Here is a 26,196-nt window from a genome sequence, read left to right on the forward strand (position 1 = left end):
ATTGGATTTGTGATTAAGAGGTTGGGGAAGATATTTTTGGATTATTTGCGGTCGGGGGTTGGATTGTTGTTTCCGAGAGTTTGCGTGGTGTGTGGTGACGTGTTGGTACGCGGAGAACGGTTCATGTGCTCGGGTTGTTTGTGCCGGATGCCGCTGAACGAGGGGGCGGATGAAGGGGCGGACGAGAGAATGAAAGAGGTGTTGGACGCGGAGAATTTGTTTTGGTTGTTCACGTATAACCGGGAGAGTGATTTTCATCAATTGATATATGCCATAAAATACAAGTCGAGGCGGGAGTTGGGAGTGTGGGCAGGACGGATGCTTGGAGAGAGGATCGGGACGGGACATGGAATTGATTGTGTTATTCCGGTGCCGTTGCATCCGGCACGTGAAAAAGAGCGGGGATTTAACCAGTCGTTGGCGATTGGCACGGGGATTGCAGGGGTTTTAGGGGTAAAGATTGTGCCGGATGTGCTTGAACGGAAGGAGAATACTCGTTCGCAGACAGGGTTGAGCCGGGAAGAAAGGGCGGATAACGTGATGAAGGCTTTCCGTTTAACGGACCCGGGGCGGTTGCGGGGGTGTCACGTGTTGCTGGTGGATGATGTTCTCACGAGTGGTGCGACAACCAAGGCTTGTCTGGCTGAGTTGCGGAAGATCGAGGGTGTGCGATGCAGCGTTGCTTGTCTCGGTAAAGCCGGTAAAATTTAAAAAACTGAAATCTTAAAACTGAATTTGAGAGGATTTTAGCTTTTTTTCCCTAGTTTTGTAAGGTTAATATTTGGAAGAGCTATGAATAAGATTTTTTGGAACGGATTCTGTTTTGTTGCTGTGATGATAGCGTTGGTGATTTATGCTTGCGCGAACCGGGGATACCCGCAAGGGGGGGAGAAGGACGAGACTCCGCCAAAAGTGATCAAGGAGGTGCCGGAATCGTATTCCACGAACTTTAAAGGGAAGTATATTGATATTTATTTTGACGAGTACGTGCAACTCAAGGAGATTAACAATAAATTCGTGATGTCGCCCCCGGCGAAGAAGAAAGCGAGAGTGAGCCTGCGGGGAAAATATATACGGGTGACCTTCCAAGACACGTTGTTGCCGGAAACGACGTACACGTTGGATTTTGCCGATGCAATCGTGGATAATAACGAGGGTAATCCGTTGGGGTTCTACCGTTACGTGTTTTCCACGGGACCGAAACTGGATTCGATGGAGTTGGCGGGACAGGTGATCGACATGGAATCGCAGTTGCCCGTGTTGGGGGCTATGGTGCTGTTTTACGAGAATCACGCGGATTCAGCCGCCATGTTGGAATTGCCGAATTACGTGGCAAGGACGGATAGCGCGGGAATGTTCCGGGTGACGAATATAAAAAATACTACCTACCGGATACTGGCGATCGATGACGCGAACCGGGATAACAAGTTTATGCCGGAGGAGGAAAAGGTCGGTTTTATAGATTCGCTGGTGACGACAATGGCTTTCCCGGTAGTGGTGTATGACACGATACGTCCCGATACCGTGGTATTGGAGGGACGTCGTACAAAGAAAGGTGTCGAGTTGAAAGTGTTGACACAGGACACGATCGTGCGGAGGGATTACACGGCGTTCGGGCCGAGTAACCTGTTTATCCCGATGTTTGACGAGGAGAAAACTCAGTTGTATCTCGTGGACGGGGATCGCAAGGAGAGGGAACGGTTGGATTTTATATTCAGTATCCCGGCGGAGAATCGGTTGAGTGTACGTCTGCGCGGGTTGCATTTGCTGGAAAAAGAGGATCAGAGTGACTGGTTCCTTGAAGAGCGTTCTGCCGGCAGAGATACTATTCAGTTGTGGATAAAAGATTCGCTGGTGTACAAGATTGATTCTTTAACGGCGTTAGTGACTTATTTGCGTTCAGATTCCCTCGGGAAACGGGAACTTTTTACCGACACGACTCGTTTCTATTTCAAGGATAAACCGGAACCTAAAGGAAGACGTAAGAAGGATAAGGACACGATTCCGGAGATCAAGTTTATGGAGGTGAATATCGGGGTTGGCGGAACGGCCGATTTGAATAAAGGGATTCGTTTTGATTTTGACCGACCGATTCACGAAGACGGGTTTAAGAATATTCATTTGTTCGAGAAGGTGGATACGATATGGGAACCCGCTGATTTCACGATGAAACGGGATAGCCTGAAGATTCGTAGATATGAACTTGGAACGAAATGGAAGCCGGAAACAGAGTATAAATTAGTTGTAGATTCTATGGGAATATATAGTATTTACGGGTTATATAACAATAAGATCGAGAAAACGTTCAAGACCAAGGCGGAGGAGGATTACGGGAAGATTTTCGTGCAGGTGAAGAATGCCCAAACGCCGATAATTATACAACTTTATCAAGGGGATAAGGAAGTGAAAGTGCTGGAAGAGCGTTGGATAGAGAAGGACGGGAAGGTGATGTTCGATTATTTGAACGAGGGGAAATATATGATTCGCGGGATACTCGACCGGAACGGTAACAAGAAGTGGGACACGGGTAATTACTTGAAAGGTATTCAACCCGAAGAGATAAAATATTTGCCCGTGGAGATTAATTTGAAGAAAAACTTCGACGTGGAGCAGGAATTTGACGCGAGCAAAACGTACAAGAGAGAAGACCCGAGTAAAAAGAAAAATACAGAGAACAAGGATAACCGGAGAAACAGAAACAATAGATGAGAATAATTATACTGATATTGGTATTGTTCGTCAGCCTGCCTGCCGTTTCGCAGAGGAAGGTGCCCAACGTGATAGAAAAACTGACATACAGGGGCTATTACAATTGGGGCTTTATCTGGATTAACGCCGGTGCGGTGGAGATGAGCGTGAAGCCTTCCGAAAAGTACCCGAACGCGGAGGAGGTGTTCGCCGTGGGGTATTCCAATCCCTCGTGGGATTGGGTGTTCAAGTTGCGCGATACGTTGATTTCTCACCATGATAGCGTGACTTATATGCCTTACGAGTTTTCCCGGAAGGCTCACGAGGGGAATTATCACAAGACGTTCGATTACGTGTGGGATTATGACAGTAACCGGATTCTGTCCGACGTGCATAAGATAGGAAAGTATAAGCGTAAGGATACGATTGCTTTGCAACCGGACACGTATAATATGTTGTCCGTGGCGTGGAAAGCCCGTGAATTGGATTTTGACAAGTACAAGAAAGGGGATATGATTCCCATACGTATATTGTTGGATGATAAGATTTACGATTTATATATCCGTTATCTGGGACTAGAAAAGGTGAAGACGGATAGCGGACGCAGGCAATGTTACGTGTTCTCGCCTTTGCTTGTTGCCGGAGATGTTTTCAAGGGCGGGGAGAATATGAAGGTATGGGTGAGTAATGACGAGTATAGGATTCCCGTGATGGTGGAGGCGAAAATCCTCGTGGGATCGGTGAAGGGGATTCTGGATGAGGCGAACAGTAAATTTTAGCAATTGAAAATTGAAAATGCAGAATTGAAAATTGCTCTGTGTTTTTGATTTTCAATAATATATATAATGGGAAATAGATAAATGAAGTTTTTGGTAGGTTCATTTTCAATTTTCAATTTTTAATTTTCAATTGTATGCTATGAGAAAGATATTATTTGTTTTCGCGATGATTTTGGTGTTGGGTTCTTGTAAGAATGCCACGAAGAATTTGATGCCTTCTATTTCGGGCAAGATTAATCAGGTTTTGGTGATTGCCGAGAAAAACGTGTGGAACGGTCCGGTGGGAGATACGATAAAGGCTTTCTTCGGGCAGGAGCAGGACGGACTTCCGCAGGCGGAGCCTATTATGGATGTGATGAATTTGCCGGAGATGTATTTCGACAAGAATATGAAGGGGCATCGGAATGTACTGCAAATCAAGATTTCCCCGACGATTGATTCGGCGTACGTGCAATACGCGGATAGTCCTTGGGCAAAAACTCAGAAGTTTATAAAAATTGCCGCTCCGAATAACAAGGTGGCAATACAATTGTTCGAGGAGAACAAGATGAAGATATTGGGTATTTACGCGAAAGCGGAGCGCGATCGATTGGTGTCTATCTACAAGCGTACGGCGGATAGCCGGATATTTAACCTGTTCAAGAAGAAGTATGATATGTTGTTGTATTGCCCGACAGGTTATTATATCAATAAGGATACGACTGATTTCGTGTGGATTTCGAGCGAAACCAAGAAAGATAGCAAGGGGATTATATTTTTCACGGAGAAATACGAGCACGAGAGCCAGTTTAATCACGTGATTATCGTGGATCGGGTGAACGAGGAGTTGGAGAAGTTTATTCCCGGACCGAGGAACGGTTCGTATATGGCGCTGGACACGGAAATTCCTTATACTTTTGTGCAATATAAATATAACGGACATTACGCGGTGTCTGTTCGGGGACTGTGGACGGTGGTGAATGATTTTATGGCGGGACCGTTCGTGTTGAACGTGGTGTTGGACGAGGAACACCAGCGGGTGATCTACATGATGGGGTACGTTTATTACCCGAACGAGGAGAAACGGGATATGCTGAAACAAGTGGAGGCTATACTGAACACGATGGTGATCGATTTCAAGGAGAAAGAGCAGCAGCAGGAAACAAAGAAGTAATTGATGAGATATTTGATATTGATGTTGGTGATAGCATCCGCGTGTACGGATGCTATTTCCGTGAATTTACGGAACGGGATAGAGCGTTATGACGCGTACCGTGATTTGTTGGCAGGTAAAAAGGTGGGAGTGGTGGCTAATCATACTTCCCGCGTGGGTGAACAACACGGGGTTGACTTTTTGCGGGAACAGGGAGTCGATGTGATTCGTGTTTTCGCACCGGAGCATGGATTCCGGGGTACGGCGGATGCCGGGGAGACGATAAAGAATGATACGGATGTGACGACCGGTTTGCCGATAGTGTCCCTTTACGGGAAAAACAAGAAACCCCAACCGGCGGATTTGAAAGGGATAGAAGTAATGGTTTTTGATATACAGGACGTGGGTGTCCGTTTTTATACTTACCTGTCGACGCTGCATTACGTGATGGAAGCGTGCGCGGAACAGGGAATCCCTTTCATTGTCATGGATCGTCCGAACCCGAATGCTTTTTACGTGGATGGTCCCGTGCTGGAAAAAGAATGCGTGTCGTTCGTGGGGATGCACCCGGTGCCTGTGGTGTATGGAATGACGATTGGCGAGTACGCGCGAATGATTAATGGAGAAGGATGGTTGAAGGGGCAGGTGAAATGTGATCTGACAGTCGTTCCTTGTGAGGGGTGGAATCGGGAACAACCCGTTGCTTTACCTTACGCGCCTTCGCCCAATTTGCCGGATTCGGTTTCCGTGATGCTTTATCCGTCAACTTGTTTTTTCGAGGGGACGGCGATTAACGAGGGGCGGGGCACTTTGCGGCCTTTTCAAGTCTTCGGTCATCCCGACCTGAAAGATATGCCGTATAGTTATGTCCCGAAACCGATAAAAGGGATGAGCATGACCCCGAAGTGCGCAGGGAAGACTTGTTATGGAATGGACTTGGCCAAAGAATATAACACGATATTTGAGATGAAACGGTTGGATTTGGCGTGGTTATTGTTGGCATACAGGAAGTACGAGGGGAAAGAGCCTTTCTTTAATGCCTTGTTTGACAAGTTGGTCGGGAATACCCGTGTCAGACAGCAAATCAAGGATGGCAAGACGGAAGAAGATATCCGTGCCGGTTGGCAGGAAGACGTGGCGAACTTTATGGATGTAAGAAAGAAATATTTAATTTATTGATAAATTGATTCCGTGATTGGCGGTTTAGTGATTCATTTTCAATTTTTAATTTTCAATTGTTATGTGGCGTTTTTTGAAGTATTTTTTAATAACGGTACTGATTGTTGTCGTGTTGGTTTGTGCGGCGGTCGGTATCGTGTTGAATTTCATTTTTACCCCGGAGAAATTGACTCCCGTGGTGGAGAGAACCGCGAATGAGTTGTTGGACGCGGAGGTGCATTTTGATTCGATTGAATTGACATTCTTTTCCACGTTCCCGAATTTCGGGTTGGAGATACGAAACGGGAGTGTCGTGACGAAGGTGTTTCAAGACACTATTAACGGGGAAAATGTTTACTCGAAAACGGATTCTTTGATGAGTTTCGAGCGTTGTCTTTTGACGATAAACCCGATGGTATATCTCGCGAAGAAAGATATCGTGGTGAAAGAATTGCGGGTAGAGAAACCCCGTATATATGCCTATATTAATAGCGACGGGATTCCCGCTTGGAATGTTATGCGGTCGGAGCCGGCTGATACATTGTCAGTGGAATCGGGTACCGAGTCGGAAAAGTTATTCGAGGGTATTGATATCAAGAATATTCGTGTGGAGGACGGTTATTTGGTGTTTGACGACCGGGCGAATCGGCTTTATGCCCGTGCGGAAGGTTTCGGCTTAAAGATTGACGGTGATTTCACGGGGCGTAAGGCCAATTTGCAGTTAGGAATGAAAGCCAAGAATGTATTGTTGTGGCAAGAGGGGAATTTATTGGTCAAACGATTAGCTTTTGGCGTTCAGACCGGGATGCACGTGGACCGGGATTCTTTATTGTACACGTTAGACAGGGCGGTGATGAACGTGAACGGGATAAAATTCGGTGTCGGGGGACAGTTGCGAGGCGATACGGTAAGGCGGCAGTTGGCGGTAGATTTGACTTTCGGGGTAAAAATCCCGTCATTGAAAACGATTCTCGATCTGGTACCAGAAACCATATTGAAGCGGGACGATAGGGTGGAAGTTGCCGGGGAGGTTTCGTGTAAAGGAACATTGAAGGGTATTTACGGGAAAGACCGGGTGCCTGTACTGGAAGCCCGTTTCCGGGTACGGGACGGGGCGGCAAAATATGCCGGGATGCCGTACGCTTTGGAGAAATTGGATGTTGATATGGAGGGGTTGATTGATTTGCAGAAAGAGCAGGCTTCATACGTGAAATTGAACCGTTTGCGCGTGAAAGGAACGGACGTGGACGTGGATATCGAGGGACGGGTGGACGAGTTGATCACGAATCCCAAGGTAGACGCGAAAGTGAAAGCGGATGTGAATTTTTCGATATTACCCAAGATATTCCCGTTGGAGGAGGGCGTGACAATGAAGGGGAGTTTGAGCGCGGCTTTGAGAACCCATATCCTGTTGGCGGATGTAAAGAATAAGAATTACGGGAAGTTGGATATCCGGGGCGGTTGTCGTTTGCGTGACGTGTTGCTGGCAAGCGAAAAAGATAGTTTGTCCCTGCGTTCGAAATCCGTGGGGTTGGGATTCGGGACGAATATGGAAGATACGACAATCATGCAGGGAAAGAATTTGCTGAACGGAATATTCGGTTTTGACAGCGTGGATATCAAGTGGAAGGAAGCATTGGTATTTCACATGGATACTTCTTACGTGAAGGTGAAAACTTCTCCGTTGAGAGATACCTCGGCTGTTGCATCCATGTCGGCGGATGTCAAATTCGGCTGGATTGATTTGACGGTGGGGGATTCCGTGCGTTTCCGGATGGGAAATAGTAAAGCGAGTGTGGCTCTGGCTCCTTCGCCGGAGAATAAAAAACTGCCGTTGGTGAAGGCACGGGTAGATATGGATAGCTTGCGCATACGTGCCAAGGGAAATCGGTTACGATTGGCTTTTGCCGGATTTGATTTGTCCGCCGTTCCGGGTAAAAAAGACGAGCGACCGTGGAACGTGGAGGGGATAATCGGATTTAAAGATATGCGGGTATATACGCCGTTGTTCCCGTTGCGCATGAGGATGCCCGGAACGAAGATTACTTTGAAACCGGGGCATGTTAAATTGAACGGGGCAAGGCTGAGAATGGGTAAGTCCGATTTGTTGTTGACCGGGGAGGTGTATAATCTAGCCGGAGCATTCTTGCGGCAAGAGGAATTGGAAGCGAAATTGAAAGTGAAATCAAAGATGATTGATTGCAATCAATTGATGAAAGCGATGGAAGTCGGGGAGGCAAACCGGGCAAATATGAAGTGGGGGATGGATGAGGAATTGAGCGAGGAGGAGTTGTATGATGTTGATCTGGCGGCAGATTCAACTTACGTGGCAGATTCAACGATGTCGGTATTCGTGGTTCCGCCGGGAATAGATTTCACGTTCGAGACGGATATTAATCGTGTGCTGTACGGGAAATTGGTTTTGGATAGTATTCATGGAGAGGTGAACATGAAAAATCAATGTATAGAGCTGTCCGATTTAAGGATGCGTTCTATGGCGGCGGACGTGAGGACAAGCATGTTGTACCGGGCGTCTTCGCCGGAGAGGGCATATGCCGGGTTTGATCTTCAACTGGACGATATACACGTGGGGGCTCTGATTGATTTTATGCCTTCACTGGATTCTATCGTGCCGATGTTGAGGTCTTTTGACGGGTTGGTGGATTTCCACATGGCGGCAGAAACGGAGATGGATTCTTCGATGATGATTGATATACCGACTTTGCGGGCTGTCGCTCATATCGACGGGCAGGACTTGGTGCTGATGGACGGGGAAACGTTTGCCGAGATATCGAAAATGATGATGTTCAAGAATAAGGAACGCAATTTGATTGATAGTGTTTCGGTTGATTTCGCAATCAGAAATAGCACGATAGAGATTTTCCCGTTTATGGTCGAGATGGATCGGTACAAGGTAGCCGTTGGGGGTGAGCATAAAATAGATATGACTTTTAACTATCATATTTCTGTTTTGAAATCTCCCGTACCGTTTAAACTGGGCGTGGATATTCTCGGTTCCATGGAGAAGATGAAATTCAAGATAACAAAAGCTAAGTATAAGAACCTGTTTATCCCTTCCCGTAGAGCGAAAGTGGATAGTGCGCAAATTAACGTCCGCAACCGGATACAGGAGATATTACAGGCAGCGAGAAAATAAAATAATTAGACGAATATGTTTACAGGAGAATAATTCGTATATTTGTTGATACAAGTTTGTAATGATTATGAAGTCAATAAGTGAATATTTGCAGTTGTTGTCCGATTATATGAGGACACATGCTTCTGTTTATCGCATCACACGAATGGGAATATTCGGTAGTGTGGCTCGTGGTGAACAGACTGAAACAAGTGATATTGATATTTGCTTTGAAGGAGATGCTCCGACTTTATTTACATTAGCTCGTATCAAGTATGAGCTGGAGGCTTTGTTAGGACGTCCCGTTGACTTGGTGCGTGTGCGTGAAAGAATGGATGAGGTATTGAAGCAAAATATTCAAAAGGAAGCTATTTATGTATGATGTGAAGGTTTTGCACTTGCTGGATAAAATCATAGAATCAGTGGAAATTATTCAGCAGAGAACAGTGGCAATTCATTGTGTAAATGATTTCTTGGATTCATCGGCAGGTACATTGTTATTAGATAGTATCTGTATGAAATTGATAGCGATAGGAGAAAGTGTTAAAAACTTGGATAAAGTGACAACCGGAAGTTTGCTTGTTCATTATCCCCAAATTCCGTGGCGAGAAGTAATGGGAATGCGTGATATAATTGTGCATCATTATTTTGAGGTTGATGCTGATGTTATTTTTAATACGATACAAGAAAATATTCCTTTATTGATGAGTTCATTAAAGCAGATACGGAAAGATTTATCTGAAAAATAGAAAAAGGATGCCCGAAAGCATCCTTTTTTATATATATGATGTTTAAGAATGAAACCCACGGTCAGTATATGAACTTCCCGAGTTCGCTGATAATCGTGAGCTTATTACCTTGTCCCTCGTCGTTGTCGTAGCAGCGACCGACGATCCGGGCGTCAATATTGAAACTTTTGGATATGGCGATGATGTCTTCCGCGATCTCTTCGCTCACGTAGATTTCCATGCGGTGTCCCATGTTGAACACTTTGTACATTTCTTCCCACGGGGTGCCGGATTGTTCCTGAATCAATTTGAAGAGAGGAGGTACGGGGAACATATTGTCTTTTACAATATGCAGATTTTCCACGAAGTTCATCACTTTGGTTTGGGCACCGCCGGAGCAGTGTACCATACCGTGAACTTGTTTCCGGTATTTGTCAAGAACTTGTTTGATAACCGGGATGTAGGTGCGTGTCGGGGATAATACCAGTTTCCCGGCATCAATACCCAAATCGGCGATCTTGTCGGTTAATTTGCACCCACCGGAATACACGAGGTCTTCGGGTAGAGAGTTGTCATAACTCTCCGGGTATTTTTGCGCAAGGTATTTGGCGAACACGTCATGACGCGCGGAGGTCAAGCCGTTGGAACCCATTCCGCCGTTGTATTCGGTTTCGTAGGTTGCCTGCCCGTAGGATGCCAGACCGATAATTACATCGCCTGCTTGAATATGGTCGTTGGAAATCACGTCGGAACGTTTCATGCGGCAAGTGACCGTGGAGTCCACGATAATCGTACGCACGAGATCACCCACGTCGGCTGTTTCTCCCCCGGTAGAGTAAATGTTCACGCCTAATTTGCGGTATTCTTCTATCAATTCTTCCGTGCCGTTGATGATAGCCGCGATGACTTCGCCCGGAATCAGCCGTTTATTGCGTCCGATAGTGGAAGAGAGTAGGATGTTGTCTACCGCACCCACGCAAATGAGGTCGTCAATGTTCATGATGAGTGCATCTTGCGCGATACCTTTCCACACGGAAAGATCACCGGTTTCTTTCCAATACATGTATGCCAGTGATGATTTGGTACCCGCACCGTCGGCGTGCATGATGTTGCAATAACTTTTCTGACCCCCTAAATAGTCCGGGATGATCTTGCAAAAAGCTTTCGGGAATATTCCCTTGTCAATGTTTTTGATGGCGTTGTGAACGTCTTCTTTGGATGCAGATACACCCCGTTGATTATACCTTTCGTCTTTTCTCATGCGATACAATTGAAAATTGAAAATTGAAAATTGAAAATGGATTTGAATAGAATCCGGTATATTCTAAATTTTCAGTTTTCTAAATTTTATGCTTCTAAATTATTTTGTTTGCAAAGTTAGGTATAATTTTCAATTTTCAATTTTCAATTTTCAATTTATTGCTCGTTTGTCGAGCAATTCCGTGAAGCGGTCTTTGTAGGAGTCCGATATCGGGATATAGACTTTACCGAAAATGATGCGGTTGCGTTCGATCGTTTTGATTTTGTTCATGTTGATAATATACGAACGATGTACCCGGACGAAAGTGTCGGCGGGTAGGAAATCTTCGATAGATTTCATGCTCATCAAGGTAAGGATACCTTGCCCGTCTTCGGTTTGGATGCGGATATAATCTTTCAATCCCTCGATGTAGAGTATATCTTTTAATTGAACTTGGACGAGTTTGTAATCGCTTTTCACGAAAATAGATTCCGGAGCGGGGTGGGTGCGCAATGCTTTGGTGGCTGCCCGCAGAAATTCCGAGTAATTGAACGGTTTCAGCAAATAATCCAGAGCATCTACACGAAAGCCTTCGATGGCGTACTGTTCGAATGCCGTGGTGAATATGATTTTTACTTTATTTCCTACCAGTCGGGAGAGTTCCAGCCCGTTCAGTTCCGGCATCTGTATATCCAGAAATATCAGGTCTACCGGGGTTTCTTCAATGACGGACAAGGCTTTGATGGCACTGTCACACCGGTCTACAAGATGCAGGAAAGGGGTACGACTCACATAACTTTCCAGTAATTCGAGAGCCAGAGGCTCGTCATCCACGATCAGGCAGTTTAGTGTCATGAGAGTTTGTGTTTAAAGGTGAATATTCAGTTCCGCGATGAAGCGGTCGTCTTCCGTGCGGGTGGAAAACAGGAAATTACCCGGGTAAAGTAATTCCAACCGGCGTTTCAAATTCTTTATTCCTATGCCGGAGCCGCTGCGATCGTTATCTTTCTTGGGGAAATTGCTGTTCGCGACGAGGCAATGCAGCCAATGGTCTTCGTGCAATTCCAATTGTATATGTATGAACGAGTCCTGCGTGTTGCTGACCCCGTGTTTGAATGCATTTTCTATCAGCGGGATAAAAAGCAGTGGGGCTATCATGGCGCCTTTTCCGGTTTCGGGAATGGAAACATCCAGATGGGTGGTTCTCGAGAGGCGTAAGCTCATTAATTTGATGTAACTCCGCATAAAATCAAATTCCCGATCTAAAGAGACCAGATTGTCGTTATTTTCGTACAGCACGTGGCGAAGCATCTTGCTTAAATCCTGTACGGCATATTGTGCTTTGTCTTGATTGATTGCAATCAAAGAATAGATGTTATTCAACGTGTTGAATAAGAAATGCGGGTTGAGTTGGCTTTTTAGATTTTGTAATTCGGCCTCCGCTTGTGCTTTTTGAAGTTCTTGTTTTTCGCCTTCCGTTTTATACCAACCGCTTGTCATTTTAATCGCCACGCTAAGTCCCACTGTGAGTCCCATGAGTAGCAGGTCGCGGCTGACGAAAAGCAATACCGGCGGTTTGGGCAGTGCATCTTTGAGGGCTTTCAAATTTTCCGGCATGGGTTCGCTCAAGTATGCCCGGTGGAAGTTCTGCCAACTATGGAGTAAAATGCCGAGAAGTATGATAAACAATAGATTTGTCAATATGAATTGTACAATCTTTCTGCGGAATAGCAAGCAATCTATCAGTTTGCCGTAATTAATGTAGAAGATAATCAGGCAGGAAAGCGGCATAAAACAATACCCGAGGTATCGGTTTAAGGTAATGGCTTGTTCCCCGCGATACATGAAGAAAGGAAGGGTAAAAAATATACCCCATCCGATCACGTGGATCGCGATTTGTAACACATTCTTGTTGATCCTCTTGGGCATTATATTATTGTTGGTTGTCTGCAAAGGTAGAAAAATTAGAGTTTATAAGGTTTATAAAGTTCATAAAGTTTTTAAAGTTTATATTGTTTGAAAGAATCTGCAACTCGCCGCGGGCGAACGAATAAAGTTGGTAAAACAACTTTATTCGTACCGTATGGCGTCAATCGGGTTGAGGCGGGATGCCTTTTGTGCCGGATACCACCCGAAGAATATACCGGTAACGGTACAAACCAGAAAGGAGAGTACTACCGAATATAATTGGATGTATACAGGCCACCCGATCACGTATTTAATAACTAAAGAAGAGCCTATGCCGAGAACAACCCCGATGAGTCCGCCCGTGATACTGATAATCACAGCCTCGATAAGGAACTGAAACAGGATATGGCGTCCCTTTGCCCCGATGGACATACGGAGTCCGATCTCCCGGGTTCGTTCCGTGACGGAAACGTACATGATGTTCATGATACCGATACCACCGACCAGCAGGGATATTCCCGCGATACAAGCCAATAGCACGGTCATAAGATCGGTCGTGGTACTCATCATGGAACTTAGTTCCTCTTGCGAGCGCACGTTGAAGTCATCTTCGGCTCCCGCGGCAATCTTGTGATTCTGCCGCAGGATAGCGGATATTTCTTCTATTGCCTCTTGCGAGTCTTCTTCCGTGACCGCGGATGCATATATTCCTTGAATATAAGTGATAGCCAGTAATCGTTTCTGTATAGTGGTATAAGGAGCGATAATCATATCGTCCTGATCTTGTCCCATGGAATTGTATCCCTTGGGTGCCAATACGCCGATAATACGGAATGGGGTTTTGTTGAACCGAATGGTTTTGCCGAGCGGTTCTTCGCCCTTGGTGAAAAGGTTGTCGACGACAGTTTGCCCCACGATGCAAACTTTGGCAGATGTTTTGATGTCATGATCCGTGAACATTTCACCCTCTCCGACACTGAATTTCCGAATGTCGAGATAATCTTGGTTTACCCCGTAGATTGAGGTCGGGGCGTTGTTGGCCCCGTAGATAACTTGACCGCTGGAGTTCACGGAAGGGGTACATTTATCAATTAACTCAACTTCCCGTACAATGGCTTCATAATCTTCCATTTTCAGCGTCTGCATACTGCTGGCGCTTTGACGTACACCCCCGAAGCGACCGTTACCGGGATGTACCATGATCATGTTGGAACCCATTTCCGATATTTGTTCACGAATACTACGTTTTGAGCCTTGACCGATAGCCAACATGGAGATCACGGATGCTACCCCGATGATGATTCCCAACATGGTAAGGAATCCCCTGAACTTGTTATTAGCAAGGGCTCGTAATGCGATTCGTATTAAATTTCCGTAATTCATGTATCCATTTATGATTTAAGATTTGAGATTTATGATTTTAGATTAGATGACCAATGTTTTTATTAATCGTAAATCGTGATTCATAAATCTTAAATTAGTTAGTTTTCAATTGTTTCGTCGTTCTCTTTCGGTAGCGCTGCCAGTGCTTCCTTGGCAGAAGCGACATTCGGGTTGATGGTGTCTTCCGTGATATGTCCGTCCCGCAACACGATGTTCCGGCTACTGAATTGTGCTATTTCCGGGTTATGGGTAACGAATATAATGGTTCGTCCTTCCGAATGTAACCGTTGGAAAAGCGTGAGGATCTCGAAAGAGGTTCTCGTGTCGAGATTTCCGGTCGCTTCGTCTGCAAGCAGGATCACCGGATCGTTCACGATTGCCCGCGCGATGGCAACACGCTGCTGTTGCCCCCCGGACATCTGGTTGGAACGATGGTTTACCCGGTCGCTCAAACTTACTTCTGCCAGTGCTTGCATGGCTTTTTCCTTGCGCTCTTTGGCAGAAAAGGTCGGATTGTAGAGCAACGGGAGTTCCACGTTTTCCAAGGCTGTCGTTTTCGGGAGTAAGTTGTAAGATTGGAACACGAAACCTATCTTGCGATTGCGTAATGTGGCACGATCATTTTTCCCCATGTCCCTGACGGCGATCCCGTCAAGGTAATAGTCACCCGAGGTAGGGGTATCAAGGCATCCGAGGATATTGAGCAGAGTGGATTTCCCGGAGCCACTGGTACCCATTATCGTTACGAATTCCCCCGGTTGGATGGAGAATGATACACCGCGTAAGGCGTGTACAACTTCTGAACCGACCGTAAAATCCCTCCTCAGGTTCTCTATTTTTATGATATCGTTTGTCATGTCTTTTGTTTTACTTATTTTCTTTTTTGTCCGGGACGGGGCGGCATGAACGGGTTGGATTCTCCGCCGTTATCGCCGGATGCCGAGGCTGCACGTGCGCGTTGTATTCCGACTACCATGCGAGCTCCTTCCTGTATTCCTTCTTTTACCTCCATGTAAATACCGTCGCTTACCCCCGTTTTAATGACTTTCGGGACAATGCCTTCTGCTGTCAGTATCCATACCGTTTTTTCTCCTCTTCCGGCTTCCGGTGCTTGCATGGCTTCCGGCGTGAAGCGGAATGCTTTCAGCGGGGCAAGCAAAATATTGTCTTTTTCCATCGTGTACACGGTAATGTTTGCCGTTAATCCCGGTTTCAGTTTCAAGTCCGGGTTCGGAGCATCGATGACAACCTCGTAAGTAACCACGTTTGACTCGGTTGTCGGGTTCAGGCGTACTTGTGTCACATCGCCCTCGAACGTATCTTCCGGGAACGCATCCACGGTAAATGTTACGCGTTGTCCTTCTATTACTTGACCGATGTCTGCCTCGTCCACGTTGGCGATTACCTGCATCTTACGCAAGTCGTTGGCAATCGTGAACATGGTCGGCGTTTCGAAACTGGCGGCAACGGTTTGCCCTTCTTCTACTTCTCTCGATAGTACCACCCCGTCAATGGGAGAATAAATTGTAGCGTATTCGAGATTCGATTGGGCTTTAACCAAGGTAGCTTGCGCTTTCTCGTAAGTCTGTTTTGCATTCTCGTATTGATATTCGGCTTCCTCGAATTCCGTGTCACTGATTAATCTCTTCTCGTGCAATTGCTTAAGGCGTTTGTAATTCTTTTGCTGATATTCATACGAGTTTTTGCTAGACTTCAAGTTTGCCATCTCGGATTTTAATTCCGCATCCAGCAATTTCCTGTCAAGTTCGGCTAGCAGTTGCCCTTTCTTTACGACTGAATTATAATCCGCATAAATGCGTGAAATGGTTCCGGAAACCTGTGTACCCACGTCTACTTTGGTAATAGGTTCAATGGTTCCCGTGGCGGTGACTGTATTATTGATAGCTCCTCTTTTCAACTCGACGGTTTCGTACGTTACGGCTTTTTTATCTCCCGAGCGGAAGAAGAAAAAGGCTCCTACAATGACTGCAAGGACAATGATTATGGTTACAATCTTTTTCATTCTGATTATTGTTAATATTTTATACTATAATTCGATGGGTTGATTCCGGTAGAAGTTCAACAGTTTGAGCGAAAGAATAGCTTCGAATTTCGCTTGAATCTGTTCTTGCAGGGCGGAAAGATAGTTGTTCTTTTCCGTGAGTAACTCTACCGTGTTCTTCATGCCTTCGTTAAACTGTTCCTGCACGAGGTTGTAGCTCATCGTGGCGGATTTGACACTGTTCGTTGCCGCGAGATAACGGCTTTGCGAAGCTGTCACGTTCTGGTGCAGTGTTTCTATCGTTTTCCATAGTTCTTTGCGGGTATTCAGTTCCTCCAGTTGAGCCGTTTCGGTTTGTAGCTTTGCTTTTTCCACTGCCGATTTCGTTTGGCGGTTTCGAGAAATGGGGATACTTACGTTAATCCCCAAATTCTCGTTCAATCGGTTATTTATTTGTTTTGAAAAAGAATGATCCGATTCGGAATCATGGTTCGTGGAAACAGACGCACTGAAAGTAACACTCGGTAAACGATCGCCGGCTGCTATTTTTTCATTCAATTGGGAGGCTTCCACGTTCAATTGACTGTTTTTCATCTCAGGCATTGTTTCAAGGGCAACCCGATAGACCTCGCTCAATGAAGGGACAAGGCTGAGGACTTGTGTGCTGTCCAGTTCCGGGAAGTATATATCGAAGCTGTCATTCGGTTCCAGTTCGAGGATTTGTTTCAGTTGTAATTTATTTAGAGCAAGCGTGTTCTCTGCCATGGTCACGCTATATTTATCGTTACTGTTTTGTGCTTCAATCTGCGCAAAGTCGCTGATGGCAATGGAACCGGCATCCAGTAATTCTTTGGAGCGGGCTAGTTGTGCTTCCGAGGTTTCCAGATTCTGACGGTTTGTCTTTAATGATTCGTTCGCGTAAAGTATTTGCAAATAAGCCTCGGTAACGGCAATCTCGATATCATTTTCCGCCATATTTACTTGATATTCTTGAGCTTCATTTGTCATTTCCTGCTTGCGTATGGAACGGGTTAATTTTCCCCCGTTGTACAGTGTCAACCCGCTGTTTAGCGTGTAACTGCCCGTGTACGCGCTTTGTGATTTGAATTTACCGTCGCTTTGTTCTATCTTCTGATGTCCCCAGCCTTGAGAGCTGCTGAACGTGAGAGAGGGGAAGAGTTGGGCTTTGGCTTCCAATAAATCCACGTTACTGCTTTTTTGGCTTACCCGTGCCGATTGTACTTGGATGTTATTTTTCCGGGCATAATCAATACAATCCTTGAGAGTCCATGAAGAAGTGGGCTTTTCTTCTTGAGAAAAACCCACTAAGGACGGAATGATTATAAAAAGGATGGTTGCAATGTAAGTACGTCTTATTTTGTTCATAGCCTTTGTTCATTTTGTTTGATACAAACATAAAGCATCCGACAAAGGCTTACAAATCATTTAGATGTTCGGGGAAAGCGACTCGACAAAAAGGGATATTTTATCGACGAATGGAATTGCACGTAAATAAAAAAGCCCACAATGTTGTTGTGGGCTTTGCTCGCTCCTCAGGTAGGACTTGAACCTACGACCTACGGATTAACAGTCCGCCGCTCTAACCAACTGAGCTACTAAGGAATCTTCTCAAATCGTGGTGCAAATATAGAGCCTTCCGGGGAATTTGCAAAATATTTCGGCAAAAAAATATGCCCGAAATGTAAATAAAATGCAGCCTGTATAACGATGTTCGTTATAATCAATAAAATAGCTTTTGAAAAAAACTTTCAAAATAAGAATACTTGCGCTTTTAAGCGTGTAAAGCTGCGAAAAGTTGTAGATTTGCGGAATCAATCAAAAATATAACAGCTATGGATTACATGAAAGAATTGAACGTGGCGATCACGGTATGCGATAAAGAAGGTAAGATACTTCAGATGAATGAGAAATCCCAGAAAACAAACCACGGTAATCTGGTGGGGCAAAACGTGTTTGATTGTCATCCGGAACCTGCCCGGACGAAGTTGGGCGAGTTGATGGAACAACATACCACGAATGCGTACACGATAGAGAAGGGTGGGGTGAAGAAATTGATTTATCAGACACCGTGGTACGAGAACGGGGAGTTCATGGGATTGGTGGAATTCTCTTTGGAGATACCGTTTGAAATGCCGCACTATATCCGGAAACCGAAGACGGAATAATATTTATCTTCGATTTGTAAAACATTTTAATGGTTTTATAGGTATACACTTTATAACTATAAATAACGATAATACCTATAGAACTATGGAACAAAAGAAAAAACTTACGACGGAAGCCGGAGTGCCGGTCGGTGATAACCAAAATATTCAAACGGCTGGTCCTCACGGTCCGGCATTGCTGCAAAACGTGTGGTTGCTGGAAAAACTGGCGCATTTTAACCGGGAACGTATTCCGGAACGAATTGTGCATGCTAAAGGAAGCGGGGCTTTCGGAACTTTCACGGTAACAAATGATATCACTCGATACACGAAAGCGAGCATTTTTGCCCAAGTAGGTAAAAAGACCGACGTTTTTATGCGTTTTTCCACGGTAGCGGGAGAGAGAGGAGCCGCGGATACCGAACGGGATGTACGGGGTTTTGCCATGAAGTTTTACACGGACGAGGGCAACTGGGATTTGGTGGGCAATAACACGCCTGTTTTCTTTATTCGTGATCCTTTGAAATTCCCCGACTTTATTCACACGCAAAAGCGTGATCCGAAGACGAACTTGAGGAGTAACACTGCCATGTGGGATTTCTGGAGTCTTTCGCCGGAATCGTTGCATCAAGTGATGATTTTGATGAGCGACCGGGGTATTCCCCAAGATCTGCGGCATATGCATGGATTCGGTAGTCATACATTTAGTTTCTATAATGCCAAGAATGAACGTCATTGGGTGAAATTCCATTTGCGTTGCATGCAAGGTATCGCCAATTTCACGAACGAGGAGGCAGAGCAAATCGTGGCAAAAGACCGGGAACATTCGCAGCGGGATTTGTTCGAGAATATCGAGAAAGGAAATTTCCCGAAATGGAAAATGTGCGTTCAGATTATGCCGGAGGAAGATGCTAAAACCTATCGTTTCAATCCTTTTGATTTAACTAAGGTGTGGAGTCATAAAGATTACCCGTTGATTGAGGTCGGAATTATCGAGTTGAATCGTAATCCGGAGAATTATTTTGCGGACGTGGAGCAGTCGGCTTTCAACCCGGCTAATGTTGTTCCGGGAATATCGTTTTCGCCGAATAAAATGTTACAGGGGCGTTTGTTCGCATACGGGGATGCTCATCGTTACCGTTTGGGTGTCAATGCTGATTCGATTCCGGTAAATACACCTCGTTGTCCCGTGCATAATTATCATCGTGACGGGCATATGCGGGTTGATGGCAATAACGGCGGGGACGTGAATTACGAACCGAATAGCTTTGGTGGTCCCGTGGATGATAATAAATACAATCAACCGGCTTTTGATATTGAGGGTAAGGGGGATCATTACAAGCAAGATAAAGATTACTACACCCAACCGGGAGATTTGTATCGCTTGGTACCCGAGGATGAAAAGAAACGGATACACACGAACGTGGCTACAGCTATGGAGGGTGTTCCCGTGAATATTAAAGTCCGGGTAGCTGCTCGCTTTTATCAAGCGGATGAACGTTGCGGTAAAGGTATTGCCGAAGCCGCGGGATTAAATATGAACGATGTACTTGCCGAGGTGAAACGCCAACAGCAAGAATAATAATTGATTTATTCTGTACGAGGGTGACCTAAAAGTCACCCTCGCTAACTCTTTCTATTGGACTCTGTCAAAGAGAATTTCGGAAAGTTCTTCTGCACGAAACTTTTGGGTAGTTTCTTTATTACTTCCCTGTAAGAATGTTCGACGAGTTCCTCGATAAACTTGTCGGAAAGACTACCGTGCATGTAGACACCGTTCCAATGTTTTTTGTTGGAGTGATAAGCGGGGGTGATTTCCGGGTATTTTTCCCGTAGTTCGATAGCCCGGTCCGGATCGCATTTCAAGGCGATTGTTTCGAAGGGCATGATATCCGCGTACGTGAACATTTTATTGAACACCTTGAATACCAACGTCGTTTCGTCAAACGGGAATTCTTCCGTCGTGTGTGGGAAAGAAAGACACAATTCTCTAAATTCTTCAATATTCATATTTGTCGTGTTGCTCGGGAGCAAAGATAAAGATTATTAGTTATTTCCATACATGAATGTTTTGGAAAACAAATGTAATCATAGTAAACGAAAAAACGACCTACAAATGGTCGTTTTTCTTGAAGGGGTGGAGCAGCGGGGAATCGAACCCCGGTCCAAACACGGAATCAATATGCTTTCTACATGCTTAGCTTTTTGTTGGTTTTCGAATATAGCCCGGAAAAAAGCACCCAAACTATACCTTAGCTTCTAAAGTTTCATCAGCGTCGCGAAGCAAGACGTTGACTAACCTCGTATTGCCTGCACCCCGGATGCTGGTTGGCACAAGGTGGGACCGCCAGCGGGATGTCCTGTCTCCACTACCTTGAGCGGAGATTAAGCCTCAATCTACTGTGATTCGATTAGGCAGCAAGAGCGTAATTTCTTTCGCCAATTAAAATTTTGCGTCCGGGATTAACGGGCCGGCTTCACTACGCCCGACATGCTTACATACCTATTCATCATGCTGTCAAATCCACGTCTGCCCCTTCGGTATGCAGGTACAAAGATACGAAATAATTGAAAATTGAAAGTTGAAAATTGAAAATTATTTCTTTCCGACGATCACTAAATCATAAATCGTAAATCATGAATCATAAATTCCTTACTCCATCAAGTGTTCCACGAGGATTTTGATACCGATGGCGATGAGGATGATGCCACCGAGAAGTTCGACGTTGATGCCTTTGATCTTGCCGAAACGATATCCGCAGATAACCCCAAGCAAAGAAAGGGTGAAGGTGACAAGGGCGATTATGAAAGCGGGGAAATAAATACTTGTTTTCAGGAATGCCATACTGACGCCGACAGCTAATGCGTCAATGCTGGTGGCAATGCCAAGGGTGATAAGAGTTTTGTTGGAAAAAGACGAGATGGTTGTTTCCTCTTCCTCGAATGATTCGTAAATCATTTTGCCTCCCAGAAAACCAAGCAATACAAAGGCAATCCAATGGTCGAAAGAGGTGATGTACGAGCTGAAGCTAACCCCGAGTAACCAACCGAGTAAGGTCATGCCTCCTTGAAATATTCCCATGGTGAAGGCAAGGCGCAATGATTGATTCATGCGGAACGGTTGCATAACGATCCCCCCGCTGATACTTACAGCGAGGCTATCCATTGCCAACCCTAAGGCGATCATTAATACGGAGATAATACCCATGCATGAAATTTTTGACAAAAGTATAAAAATGATGGCGAAATTAAGCGCAAAAAATGTAACTTTGTAGATAAGGAGAGTTTATTTATAATAAGAATAGATATGAATTTGCAGACGAAGGTTAATATTACGGCACCCGATTTTATGATAGATTACAGTTCCAAATTGATGATGTTGGGATCGTGTTTCGCGGAGAATATGGGAGGTAAGTTTTCATATTACAAATTTGATGTTGATGTGAATCCTTGCGGGATTGTTTATAATCCGCGATCGGTAGCTAATGTGCTCCGTTTGATCGTGGAGGGGAAGAAATTCGGGAAGGAAGATTTGATGCAGGTCGGGGATAAGTGGGTGAGTTTGTTCCACCACGGGGCTTTTTCTTCGACAGATCAAGAGGAGTGTCTGGATAAGATTAACCGTCGGTTGGCTCGTGCCACTGAAGAGATTCGCTCCGTGGATTTACTGGTGATCACGTGGGGAACGGCATGGGTATACCGACACACGGGAAAAGACGTGGTCGTATCGAATTGTCACAAGATCCCCTCGCAGGATTTCGAGCGTTATCGGTTGAACGTGGAAGAGATCGTGAAAGAGTACACGGAATTGATCGGGAGTTTGCAGAAGGTGAATCCCGGAATGCGGGTATTGTTTACCGTGAGTCCTATTCGGCACTGGAAAGATGGGGCGCATGGAAACCAGTTGAGTAAAGCAACCTTATTGTTGGCAATCGACCAATTGCGGGAAAAGCTGAATAACGTGTATTATTTCCCGGCTTACGAGATCGTGCTGGACGAGTTGAGGGACTACCGATTCTACGCGGATGATATGTTGCATATGTCCAGCCTCACGATTGACTATACTTGGGAGAGATTCCTGTATAGCTTTATCAGTCCGGAGGTGTTGGGACTGATGAACCGGATTGGAAGGATAAACAAGGCGGTAGCTCATCGACCTTTTGATCCGGCGTCAAATGATTATCAACGTTTGGTAAAGAATTTACTAACGGAAATTGTAGCGATTTCCCGTTCTTTCCCGTCAATTGATTTTAGTGAAGAAGAAAGAAAGTTGAAAGATTCGGTAAGCAAGTGATGATTATCCGTGTTTCATGGCACTTGGGTACGTGGATGGTAGCTGTGATTTAGAGAGAGGGCATTAGTTCTCGCGGTGTCAGCGGAATCGTGTCTTGTTCCACCACGGGATCGAGTTCTTTCAAATAGATCACGGTCTTCACGGGATAAGCCCCGGCATATTTCTTACGAATACGTTTTAACGCGGGGATAGTCTCGATGCGGGTACGGAAGTTGCCGACACGGATTTTAAAGTCGGGATCCGTGTATTGCAGATAGGCACGAATATCCGGAAATTCTTCCTCGAATCGTTGCGTGTAACTTTTCAACGTGTCGATGTTGGTATTATAAGAACTGGCAGATAATATTTGGATACGATAGCCTTGGAAAGCCTGTTCCTTCCTGTTGACAGAAAGATTCAGTTTCATTAGCTGTTCGATTTTCGGGTCCCCGTGGAGCGTAACTTTCCCGCCCGTGATAGAGTCTGCTTGAGAGAGTTGTTTGAAAAAGTCTACATCCGGTTTCACCGCGGGTATAGTGTCTGTCTGTGCCCAAGTTTGATGGGTAATGAATAATATTAAAATAACAAGTATTGATTTCATGAATAAATGTCTATCGTGATACAACTAATTCGACTTCAATCGACAAAGATAGTATAAATTGTCTTTTTGTGGTAGAAAAATAGATAAATAACACTATTTTTGTAGCCGTGAATATGAAACATTCTACATGAATAAAATAGGAAAAGATGAATCAAGTAACAGATCAACAAATCATTGAAATATTGAGAAGAGAGGCCGTTCCGGCCTTGGGGTGTACCGAGCCAGTAGCCTGTGCTCTGGCTTGTGCAAAGTGTAAAGAGGTATTGGGAGGCGTGCCCGAGCATTTGGATGTACTGGTTAGTGGTAATATTTATAAAAACGGCATGGGGGTCGGGATTCCCGGAACCGGAATGGTAGGTCTTCCTATCGCCGCTGCTTTGGGAGCGGTTTGCGGGAAGTCCGAGTACGGTCTGGAAGTATTGAAGGACGTGAACGTGGGGGATAACCTGCAACGTGCCAAGGATTTGTTAAGTCATGTTACGGTTTCTCTGAAAATGGATGCCCCGGATAAATTGTACGCCGAGGCATTGGCATCCAAGGGAAATGATAAGGTGAAAGTGATTATCGCTCACACGCACACGAATATCATCCTAGTGGAAAAGAACGGCGAGGAACTTTTCAAGAGAGAATTTAAGTTAGATACGACAAAGAAAGAAGATAAGGGACCGGAGTTAAGCGTGAAACGTATTTGGGATTTCGTGCACGAGGTAGACGTGAAAGATATCGAGTTTGTTTTGCAAGGAGCCGAGATGAACAAGGCCATTTCTGCCGAGGGGTTACAATCCGAGTACGGTTTGCAAATTGGCAAGACGCTGAAAGAGAATATAGACAAGGGATTATTGGAGGACGATTTGTTGAACCGCACATTGATTCGCGCGACGGCAGCGTCGGATGCCCGTATGGACGGATGCCCGAAACCGGTAATGACAAATTCCGGTAGCGGTAATCAGGGGATCACGGTGTATTTGCCCGTGGTGGTGGCTGCCGAAAAATTCGGGGCTTCACGCGAGCAGTTGGCTCGCGCCTTGGCATTGAGTAACCTGATCGCGGTGCATATCCACCATTACATGGGACATCTTTCTGCTCTTTGCGGGATTTTGATTGCCGGTACGGGAGCAGCTTCGGCTATCACTTACTTGATGGGCGGTACTTACGAGAATATGGTCAACACGATCAAAACGATGTGTTCCAACTTGACCGGAATGATGTGTGACGGAGCTAAACAGGGATGTGCCTTGAAAGTTTATTCCGGGGTATCTGCTGCCGTACAGGCGGCTCTGTTATCCATGAACGGTATAAAAACAAATAATGACGGGATAGTGGAAGAGGATATCGAGCGAACCATTCGTAACGTGGGATTGATTGGAACCAAGGGAATGGAGGAGACGGATAAGACGATCCTGAACATCATGTGCAACAAGGAAACAAAATAGTTTTTGAATTTGAACCCGTACGTGAATATACACACGCATCATGTCGGTGAAGGAATCAATGTCTTGGATGTTGGAGAGGGAAAAGCGTGGATTGAAGACGAGAAAAGACGGGTGATAGAAGAGGGGCAGGAAGTTTTTTACTCGGTAGGTGTTCATCCGATGAAACTCGGGGAAATTGGAGAGGATGCTTTGACGTGTGTAAATGACATGCTTTGCACGGGGAGAGTTATCGCGATCGGAGAGTGCGGTTTGGACCGTCGCTCTCCGGTTTGTATAGAGGAACAGGAACGGGTGTTGGAAAGACAGGTTGAATTGGGCGAAAAGTTTCGGAAACCTCTGATTATTCATTGTGTAAAGGCGTATTCCGAGTTGATAGCTATTCGGAAAAAGATGAAATCTTCAATCCCGTGGATTATTCACGGGTATAATAATAACGAACAGATATTGCGACAATTGTTGGAACACGGGTTTTATATTTCCGCGGGGACGGCACTTTTAAATGACCGCTCCAACGCTTTTCATTTGCTACGACATGTTCCTTTGAACAGGTTGTTTTTGGAGAATGATGACAAGACGGTGGGGATTGATGTTATTTACAGCGCGGCATCCGGTATACTGGGACTTACCGCGGAGGAATTGAAGAGGGTGACGAGGGAAAATTTAAAGAATGTTTTTGCGATATAATTATGGATTGGCTGAGTAGAACGGAATTGCTCTTGGGGCAGGAGCGGTTGGGACAGTTGAAAAATGCGCACGTGTTGGTTGCCGGGTTGGGTGGTGTAGGGGCGTATGCCGCCGAGCAATTGTGCCGGGCAGGGATAGGCGAGTTGACGATTATTGACGGTGATCGTGTAGACGTGACGAATAAAAATCGGCAGTTGCCGGCATTGGACAGTAATATCGGGAAGGCGAAAGCGGAAATCATGGCTGCCCGATTCCGGGATATCAATCCGGACATCCGGCTTCACGTGATCAATGATTTTATCAAAGACGAGCGAATGATCGAGATATTGGAGATGGCGAAGTATGATTACGTGGTAGATGCGATAGACACGTTAGCTCCCAAGATTTTCCTGATTTACCATAGTCTGCAAAAGGGATATCGTATCGTGAGTTCCATGGGTGCCGGGGGAAAAATGGACCCGACACAGGTATGTATTGCCGATATTTCCAAATCTTATAATTGTAATCTTGCCCGTATGCTTCGCAAAAGGCTTCATAAACTGGGTGTCTACAAGGGGGTGAAGGTCGTGTTCTCGCCCGAGGAAGTTGCTCCGGAAGCTATTGTGTTGAGCGAGAGTGAGAATAAGAAATCGAACGTGGGAACGATTTCTTACATGCCGCCCGTGTTCGGGTGTTTTTGTGCTTCGGTAGTTATCCGTGATCTGGCGGAACCTGTTTCTAGTGAAGACCTAAAGAAGAACTAGGGAAGTCCTATGGAAATCATTCCCCGGTGACGGTGTTTATGTGCTTTTAGTGCGTGCTTTCTATATGTGAGATTATAGGATCTCCACAGGATAACCGGAGCAAGAACGGAGGAAGGGTATGATTACCCTAGGACTTCGGTATT

Annotated in this window: 24 protein-coding genes, 1 tRNA gene and 1 other RNA gene; 14 read left to right on the forward strand and 12 right to left on the reverse strand. The window is 45.3% G+C overall.

All coding sequences use genetic code 11. The annotated features are described in order from the left end of the window. Positions 1 to 9 precede the first annotated feature (9 nt). The 8 genes from ACK8P8_RS11900 (at position 10) to ACK8P8_RS11935 (ending at position 9,642) form a co-directional block, all read left to right on the forward strand. On the forward strand, positions 10 to 711 hold the full coding sequence (locus tag ACK8P8_RS11900) for a ComF family protein (RefSeq protein WP_369860547.1): 702 nt from the start codon (positions 10 to 12) through the stop codon (positions 709 to 711). A gap of 81 nt (positions 712 to 792) precedes the next feature. After that, the gene (locus ACK8P8_RS11905; RefSeq protein ID WP_227217199.1) at positions 793 to 2,709 is read left to right on the forward strand and encodes an Ig-like domain-containing domain; all 1,917 of its coding nucleotides are present in this window, start codon (positions 793 to 795) and stop codon (positions 2,707 to 2,709) included. Then, positions 2,706 to 3,467: a DUF3108 domain-containing protein gene (locus ACK8P8_RS11910; protein WP_099289954.1), complete on the forward strand. Its 762-nt coding sequence runs from the start codon at positions 2,706 to 2,708 to the stop codon at positions 3,465 to 3,467. The genes ACK8P8_RS11905 and ACK8P8_RS11910 overlap by 4 nt, the downstream gene beginning before the upstream one ends. Before the next feature lie 139 nt (positions 3,468 to 3,606). Next, on the forward strand, positions 3,607 to 4,620 hold the full coding sequence (locus ACK8P8_RS11915) for a DUF4837 family protein (protein WP_292270152.1): 1,014 nt from the start codon (positions 3,607 to 3,609) through the stop codon (positions 4,618 to 4,620). A gap of 3 nt (positions 4,621 to 4,623) precedes the next feature. Then, entirely contained in the window at positions 4,624 to 5,778 is a 1,155-nt protein-coding gene (locus ACK8P8_RS11920; RefSeq protein WP_227217201.1) for an exo-beta-N-acetylmuramidase NamZ family protein, read from the forward strand. Between the two features lie 61 nt (positions 5,779 to 5,839). Continuing rightward, on the forward strand, positions 5,840 to 8,914 hold the full coding sequence (locus tag ACK8P8_RS11925; protein ID WP_410025914.1) for a hypothetical protein: 3,075 nt from the start codon (positions 5,840 to 5,842) through the stop codon (positions 8,912 to 8,914). A 67-nt stretch (positions 8,915 to 8,981) separates the two neighbouring features. Further along, the gene (locus ACK8P8_RS11930; protein ID WP_099290048.1) at positions 8,982 to 9,275 is read left to right on the forward strand and encodes a nucleotidyltransferase family protein; all 294 of its coding nucleotides are present in this window, start codon (positions 8,982 to 8,984) and stop codon (positions 9,273 to 9,275) included. Continuing rightward, positions 9,268 to 9,642, forward strand: coding sequence for a HepT-like ribonuclease domain-containing protein (locus ACK8P8_RS11935; protein WP_099289958.1), 375 nt, complete (start codon positions 9,268 to 9,270; stop codon positions 9,640 to 9,642). Before ACK8P8_RS11930 ends, ACK8P8_RS11935 begins: the two co-directional genes overlap by 8 nt. A gap of 61 nt (positions 9,643 to 9,703) precedes the next feature. Here ACK8P8_RS11935 and ACK8P8_RS11940 read toward each other — a convergent pair whose 3' ends face one another. The 8 genes from ACK8P8_RS11940 to ACK8P8_RS11975 all read right to left on the reverse strand — a co-directional run bounded on the left by ACK8P8_RS11940 (position 9,704) and on the right by ACK8P8_RS11975 (position 17,777). Beyond that, complete coding sequence (locus ACK8P8_RS11940; protein WP_227217203.1) at positions 9,704 to 10,882, reverse strand: AIR synthase related protein; 1,179 nt, start codon at positions 10,880 to 10,882, stop codon at positions 9,704 to 9,706. Between the two features lie 150 nt (positions 10,883 to 11,032). Then, entirely contained in the window at positions 11,033 to 11,716 is a 684-nt protein-coding gene (locus ACK8P8_RS11945) for a LytR/AlgR family response regulator transcription factor (protein WP_410025915.1), read from the reverse strand. A gap of 12 nt (positions 11,717 to 11,728) precedes the next feature. Further along, a complete protein-coding gene (locus tag ACK8P8_RS11950; protein WP_227217205.1) occupies positions 11,729 to 12,790 on the reverse strand; it encodes a sensor histidine kinase in 1,062 nt (353 codons plus the stop codon). A 141-nt stretch (positions 12,791 to 12,931) separates the two neighbouring features. After that, positions 12,932 to 14,152 carry an ABC transporter permease gene (locus ACK8P8_RS11955; RefSeq protein ID WP_099289962.1) on the reverse strand — a complete coding sequence of 407 codons (1,221 nt, stop codon included), beginning with the start codon at positions 14,150 to 14,152 and terminating at the stop codon, positions 12,932 to 12,934. A gap of 98 nt (positions 14,153 to 14,250) precedes the next feature. Further along, a complete protein-coding gene (locus ACK8P8_RS11960; RefSeq protein WP_186977293.1) occupies positions 14,251 to 15,009 on the reverse strand; it encodes an ABC transporter ATP-binding protein in 759 nt (252 codons plus the stop codon). A 14-nt stretch (positions 15,010 to 15,023) separates the two neighbouring features. Beyond that, entirely contained in the window at positions 15,024 to 16,181 is a 1,158-nt protein-coding gene (locus ACK8P8_RS11965; RefSeq protein ID WP_369860596.1) for an efflux RND transporter periplasmic adaptor subunit, read from the reverse strand. A gap of 18 nt (positions 16,182 to 16,199) precedes the next feature. After that, positions 16,200 to 17,540, reverse strand: coding sequence for a TolC family protein (locus ACK8P8_RS11970; protein WP_369860554.1), 1,341 nt, complete (start codon positions 17,538 to 17,540; stop codon positions 16,200 to 16,202). A 163-nt stretch (positions 17,541 to 17,703) separates the two neighbouring features. Continuing rightward, a tRNA-Asn gene (locus ACK8P8_RS11975) sits at positions 17,704 to 17,777 on the reverse strand. Between the two features lie 230 nt (positions 17,778 to 18,007). Between ACK8P8_RS11975 and ACK8P8_RS11980 the strand changes: the two genes are divergently transcribed. Beyond that, positions 18,008 to 18,340, forward strand: coding sequence for a diguanylate cyclase (locus tag ACK8P8_RS11980; RefSeq protein WP_369860555.1), 333 nt, complete (start codon positions 18,008 to 18,010; stop codon positions 18,338 to 18,340). An 85-nt stretch (positions 18,341 to 18,425) separates the two neighbouring features. Further along, on the forward strand, positions 18,426 to 19,901 hold the full coding sequence (locus ACK8P8_RS11985) for a catalase (RefSeq protein WP_369860556.1): 1,476 nt from the start codon (positions 18,426 to 18,428) through the stop codon (positions 19,899 to 19,901). Between the two features lie 44 nt (positions 19,902 to 19,945). On the opposite strand, the gene ACK8P8_RS11990 is transcribed toward ACK8P8_RS11985, so the two are convergent. The 3 genes from ACK8P8_RS11990 to ACK8P8_RS12000 form a co-directional block, all read right to left on the reverse strand. Further along, entirely contained in the window at positions 19,946 to 20,329 is a 384-nt protein-coding gene (locus ACK8P8_RS11990) for an MmcQ/YjbR family DNA-binding protein (RefSeq protein WP_369860557.1), read from the reverse strand. Positions 20,330 to 20,454: 125 nt separating this feature from the next. Continuing rightward, positions 20,455 to 20,856: a transfer-messenger RNA gene (gene ssrA / locus ACK8P8_RS11995) on the reverse strand. 116 nt (positions 20,857 to 20,972) lie between these two features. Next, positions 20,973 to 21,527: a manganese efflux pump MntP gene (locus ACK8P8_RS12000; RefSeq protein WP_099289969.1), complete on the reverse strand. Its 555-nt coding sequence runs from the start codon at positions 21,525 to 21,527 to the stop codon at positions 20,973 to 20,975. A 99-nt stretch (positions 21,528 to 21,626) separates the two neighbouring features. Here ACK8P8_RS12000 and ACK8P8_RS12005 point away from each other — a divergent pair, with 99 nt between their 5' ends. Further along, positions 21,627 to 22,613 (forward strand): GSCFA domain-containing protein, encoded by a 987-nt coding sequence (locus tag ACK8P8_RS12005; RefSeq protein ID WP_186977279.1) that lies wholly within the window; start codon positions 21,627 to 21,629, stop codon positions 22,611 to 22,613. A gap of 49 nt (positions 22,614 to 22,662) precedes the next feature. Here the strand turns inward: ACK8P8_RS12005 and ACK8P8_RS12010 are convergent, their stop codons facing one another. Next, complete coding sequence (locus ACK8P8_RS12010; RefSeq protein WP_227217208.1) at positions 22,663 to 23,193, reverse strand: SPOR domain-containing protein; 531 nt, start codon at positions 23,191 to 23,193, stop codon at positions 22,663 to 22,665. Positions 23,194 to 23,339: 146 nt separating this feature from the next. Here ACK8P8_RS12010 and ACK8P8_RS12015 point away from each other — a divergent pair, with 146 nt between their 5' ends. From ACK8P8_RS12015 to ACK8P8_RS12025, 3 genes are read left to right on the forward strand one after another with little or no spacing between them, the layout of a single operon-like run. Continuing rightward, a complete protein-coding gene (locus tag ACK8P8_RS12015) occupies positions 23,340 to 24,626 on the forward strand; it encodes an L-cysteine desulfidase family protein (RefSeq protein WP_227217209.1) in 1,287 nt (428 codons plus the stop codon). A 3-nt stretch (positions 24,627 to 24,629) separates the two neighbouring features. After that, positions 24,630 to 25,310, forward strand: a complete 681-nt coding sequence (locus ACK8P8_RS12020) for a TatD family hydrolase (protein ID WP_369860558.1) — start codon at positions 24,630 to 24,632, stop codon at positions 25,308 to 25,310. After that, on the forward strand, positions 25,310 to 26,053 hold the full coding sequence (locus ACK8P8_RS12025; RefSeq protein ID WP_303181349.1) for a tRNA threonylcarbamoyladenosine dehydratase: 744 nt from the start codon (positions 25,310 to 25,312) through the stop codon (positions 26,051 to 26,053). Before ACK8P8_RS12020 ends, ACK8P8_RS12025 begins: the two co-directional genes overlap by 1 nt. Positions 26,054 to 26,196: the final 143 nt, after the last annotated feature.

It is taken from the genome of Butyricimonas muris, from assembly GCF_046365375.1.
In the GTDB taxonomy this organism is placed as follows: Bacteria; Bacteroidota; Bacteroidia; order Bacteroidales; family Marinifilaceae; genus Butyricimonas; species Butyricimonas muris.

Bases quoted from the DNA above. Each gene is read 5' to 3' on its own strand.
- ACK8P8_RS11980 (WP_369860555.1), top strand. From the start codon at position 18,008: ATGGATTACATGAAAGAATTGAACGTGGCGATCACGGTATGCGATAAA.
- ACK8P8_RS11915 (WP_292270152.1), top strand. From the start codon at position 3,607: ATGAGAAAGATATTATTTGTTTTCGCGATGATTTTGGTGTTGGGTTCT.
- ACK8P8_RS11935 (WP_099289958.1), top strand. From the start codon at position 9,268: ATGTATGATGTGAAGGTTTTGCACTTGCTGGATAAAATCATAGAATCA.
- ACK8P8_RS11990 (WP_369860557.1), bottom strand. From the start codon at position 20,329: ATGAATATTGAAGAATTTAGAGAATTGTGTCTTTCTTTCCCACACACG.
- ACK8P8_RS12015 (WP_227217209.1), top strand. From the start codon at position 23,340: ATGAATCAAGTAACAGATCAACAAATCATTGAAATATTGAGAAGAGAG.
- ACK8P8_RS12010 (WP_227217208.1), bottom strand. From the start codon at position 23,193: ATGAAATCAATACTTGTTATTTTAATATTATTCATTACCCATCAAACT.
- ACK8P8_RS11920 (WP_227217201.1), top strand. From the start codon at position 4,624: ATGAGATATTTGATATTGATGTTGGTGATAGCATCCGCGTGTACGGAT.
- ACK8P8_RS11950 (WP_227217205.1), bottom strand. From the start codon at position 12,790: ATGCCCAAGAGGATCAACAAGAATGTGTTACAAATCGCGATCCACGTG.
- ACK8P8_RS11930 (WP_099290048.1), top strand. From the start codon at position 8,982: ATGAAGTCAATAAGTGAATATTTGCAGTTGTTGTCCGATTATATGAGG.
- ACK8P8_RS11940 (WP_227217203.1), bottom strand. From the start codon at position 10,882: ATGAGAAAAGACGAAAGGTATAATCAACGGGGTGTATCTGCATCCAAA.
- ACK8P8_RS12000 (WP_099289969.1), bottom strand. From the start codon at position 21,527: ATGGGTATTATCTCCGTATTAATGATCGCCTTAGGGTTGGCAATGGAT.
- ACK8P8_RS11955 (WP_099289962.1), bottom strand. From the start codon at position 14,152: ATGAATTACGGAAATTTAATACGAATCGCATTACGAGCCCTTGCTAAT.
- ACK8P8_RS11925 (WP_410025914.1), top strand. From the start codon at position 5,840: ATGTGGCGTTTTTTGAAGTATTTTTTAATAACGGTACTGATTGTTGTC.
- ACK8P8_RS12005 (WP_186977279.1), top strand. From the start codon at position 21,627: ATGAATTTGCAGACGAAGGTTAATATTACGGCACCCGATTTTATGATA.
- ACK8P8_RS11910 (WP_099289954.1), top strand. From the start codon at position 2,706: ATGAGAATAATTATACTGATATTGGTATTGTTCGTCAGCCTGCCTGCC.
- ACK8P8_RS11905 (WP_227217199.1), top strand. From the start codon at position 793: ATGAATAAGATTTTTTGGAACGGATTCTGTTTTGTTGCTGTGATGATA.
- ACK8P8_RS11960 (WP_186977293.1), bottom strand. From the start codon at position 15,009: ATGACAAACGATATCATAAAAATAGAGAACCTGAGGAGGGATTTTACG.
- ACK8P8_RS11985 (WP_369860556.1), top strand. From the start codon at position 18,426: ATGGAACAAAAGAAAAAACTTACGACGGAAGCCGGAGTGCCGGTCGGT.
- ACK8P8_RS11970 (WP_369860554.1), bottom strand. From the start codon at position 17,540: ATGAACAAAATAAGACGTACTTACATTGCAACCATCCTTTTTATAATC.
- ACK8P8_RS11945 (WP_410025915.1), bottom strand. From the start codon at position 11,716: ATGACACTAAACTGCCTGATCGTGGATGACGAGCCTCTGGCTCTCGAA.